Annotated in this window: 2 rRNA genes; both read left to right on the top strand. The window is 57.7% G+C overall.

What is annotated here, in order from left to right:
* A 23S ribosomal RNA gene (locus tag ACFRCG_RS48335) occupies positions 1 to 2,619 on the top strand; the annotation flags it as partial.
* Positions 2,620 to 2,746: 127 nt separating this feature from the next.
* Positions 2,747 to 2,863: ribosomal RNA gene (rrf, locus tag ACFRCG_RS48330) — 5S ribosomal RNA — on the top strand.
* The last annotated feature ends 1 nt before the right edge of the window (position 2,864 follow it).

Here is a 2,864-nt window from a genome sequence, read left to right as displayed (position 1 = left end):
AAGCCTAAATATTCCCTGGTGACCGATAGCGGACTAGTACCGTGAGGGAAAGGTGAAAAGTACCCCGGGAGGGGAGTGAAATAGTACCTGAAACCGTGTGCCTACAAGCCGTGGGAGCGTCGTCATCCTCGTTTTGTCGGGGGTGGCCGTGACTGCGTGCCTTTTGAAGAATGAGCCTGCGAGTTTGCGGTGTGTGGCGAGGTTAACCCGTGTGGGGTAGCCGTAGCGAAAGCGAGTCCGAACAGGGCGATTGAGTCGCGCGCCCAAGACCCGAAGCGGAGTGATCTAGCCATGGGCAGGGTGAAGCGCGGGTAAGACCGTGTGGAGGCCCGAACCCACCAGGGTTGAAAACCTGGGGGATGACCTGTGGTTAGGGGTGAAAGGCCAATCAAACTCCGTGATAGCTGGTTCTCCCCGAAATGCATTTAGGTGCAGCGTCGTGTGTTTCTTGCCGGAGGTAGAGCACTGGATTGTTGATGGGCCTCACCAGGTTACTGAGATAAGCCAAACTCCGAATGCCGGTAAGTGAGAGCGCGGCAGTGAGACTGCGGGGGATAAGCTCCGTGGTCGAGAGGGAAACAGCCCAGAGCACCGACTAAGGCCCCCAAGCGTGCGCTAAGTGGGAAAGGATGTGGAGTCGCAGAGACAACCAGGAGGTTGGCTTAGAAGCAGCCACCCTTGAAAGAGTGCGTAATAGCTCACTGGTCAAGTGATTCCGCGCCGATAATGTAGCGGGGCTCAAGCGCACCGCCGAAGTCGTGTCATTCGTATGTTAGCCAAGCCTTCGTGGTTCAGGTGTACGGATGGGTAGGGGAGCGTCGTGCAGCGAGTGAAGTCGCGGTGGAAACCAGTGGTGGACGCTGCACGAGTGAGAATGCAGGCATGAGTAGCGAATCACACGTGGGAAACGTGTGCGCCGGATGACCAAGGGTTCCTGGGGCAGGCTAATCCGCCCAGGGTAAGTCGGGACCTAAGGCGAGGCCGACAGGCGTAGTCGATGGACAACGGGTTGATATTCCCGTACCCGCTACGACGCGCCAGCGCTGAACCTCGTGATGTTAAGGCCGTGAAGCCGCCGGGATCCTTCGGGTGATCGGATGGGTGGAGCCGCCGAACCAATCGGGTAGTAGGTGAGCGATGGGGTGACGCAGGAAGGTAGTCCAGCCCGGGCGGTGGTAGTCCCGGGGTAAGGGTGTAGGGCGAGAGATAGGCAAATCCGTCTCTCATTGAGCCTGAGACCTGATGCCGACCCGATTGTGGGGAAGTGGATGATCCTATGCTGCCGAGAAAAGCCTCTAGCGAGTGTCGTGGCGGCCCGTACCCCAAACCGACTCAGGTGGTCAGGTAGAGAATACCAAGGCGTTCGGGTGAACTGTGGTTAAGGAACTCGGCAAAATGCCCCCGTAACTTCGGGAGAAGGGGGGCCATTGTTGGTGATCCCTCTTGCAGGGTGAGCTGGTGGTGGCCGCAGAGACCAGCGAGAAGCGACTGTTTACTAAAAACACAGGTCCGTGCGAAGTCGTAAGACGATGTATACGGACTGACGCCTGCCCGGTGCTGGAACGTTAAGGGGACCGGTTAGCTCTTCGGGGCGAGGCTGAGAACTTAAGCGCCAGTAAACGGCGGTGGTAACTATAACCATCCTAAGGTAGCGAAATTCCTTGTCGGGTAAGTTCCGACCTGCACGAATGGCGTAACGACTTCTCGACTGTCTCAACCACAGGCCCGGTGAAATTGCACTACGAGTAAAGATGCTCGTTTCGCGCAGCAGGACGGAAAGACCCCGGGACCTTTACTATAGTTTGATATTGGTGTTCGGTTCGGCTTGTGTAGGATAGGTGGGAGACTGTGAAGGGGACACGCCAGTGTCCGTGGAGTCGTCGTTGAAATACCACTCTGGTCGTGCTGGATGTCTAACCTGGGTCCGTGATCCGGATCAGGGACAGTGTCTGATGGGTAGTTTAACTGGGGCGGTTGCCTCCTAAAGGGTAACGGAGGCGCCCAAAGGTTCCCTCATCCTGGTTGGCAATCAGGTGTCGAGTGTAAGTGCACAAGGGAGCTTGACTGTGAGACCGACGGGTCGAGCAGGTGCGAAAGCAGGGACTAGTGATCCGGCGGTGGCTTGTGGAAGCGCCGTCGCTCAACGGATAAAAGGTACCCCGGGGATAACAGGCTGATCTTCCCCAAGAGTCCATATCGACGGGATGGTTTGGCACCTCGATGTCGGCTCGTCGCATCCTGGGGCTGGAGTAGGTCCCAAGGGTTGGGCTGTTCGCCCATTAAAGCGGTACGCGAGCTGGGTTTAGAACGTCGTGAGACAGTTCGGTCCCTATCCGCTGTGCGCGTAGGAGTCTTGAGAAGGGCTGTCCCTAGTACGAGAGGACCGGGACGGACGAACCTCTGGTGTGCCAGTTGTTCTGCCAAGGGCATGGCTGGTTGGCTACGTTCGGGAGGGATAACCGCTGAAAGCATCTAAGCGGGAAGCTTGCTTCGAGATGAGGACTCCCACCAACTTCGGTTGGGTAAGGCCCCCGAGAGACGATCGGGTTGATAGGCCGGGTGTGGAAGCCCTGTGAGGGGTGGAGCTGACCGGTACTAATAGGCCGAGGACTTGTCCTCAGTTGCTACGCGTCCACTGTGTGGTTCCCGAACCGCAATCGGTTTCGGGGAACCCGTTTTGATAATTGAATCACCGCATGTGATTTCTGGTTCACCGAACGGCCCCGTGTTGTGGGTTCGATGGTTTTCCGGTGGTCTTGGCGGAGAGGAAACGCCCGGTCTCATTCCGAACCCGGAAGCTAAGCTCTCCAGCGCCGATGGTACTGCACTCGAAGGGGTGTGGGAGAGTAGGACGCCGCCGGAAT

This window comes from Embleya sp. NPDC056575 (assembly GCF_042793325.1).
Taxonomy (GTDB): domain Bacteria; phylum Actinomycetota; class Actinomycetes; order Streptomycetales; family Streptomycetaceae; genus Embleya.
The sequence above is the reverse complement of the archived record's forward strand: the minus strand, read 5'-3'. Positions and strand labels throughout refer to the sequence as shown.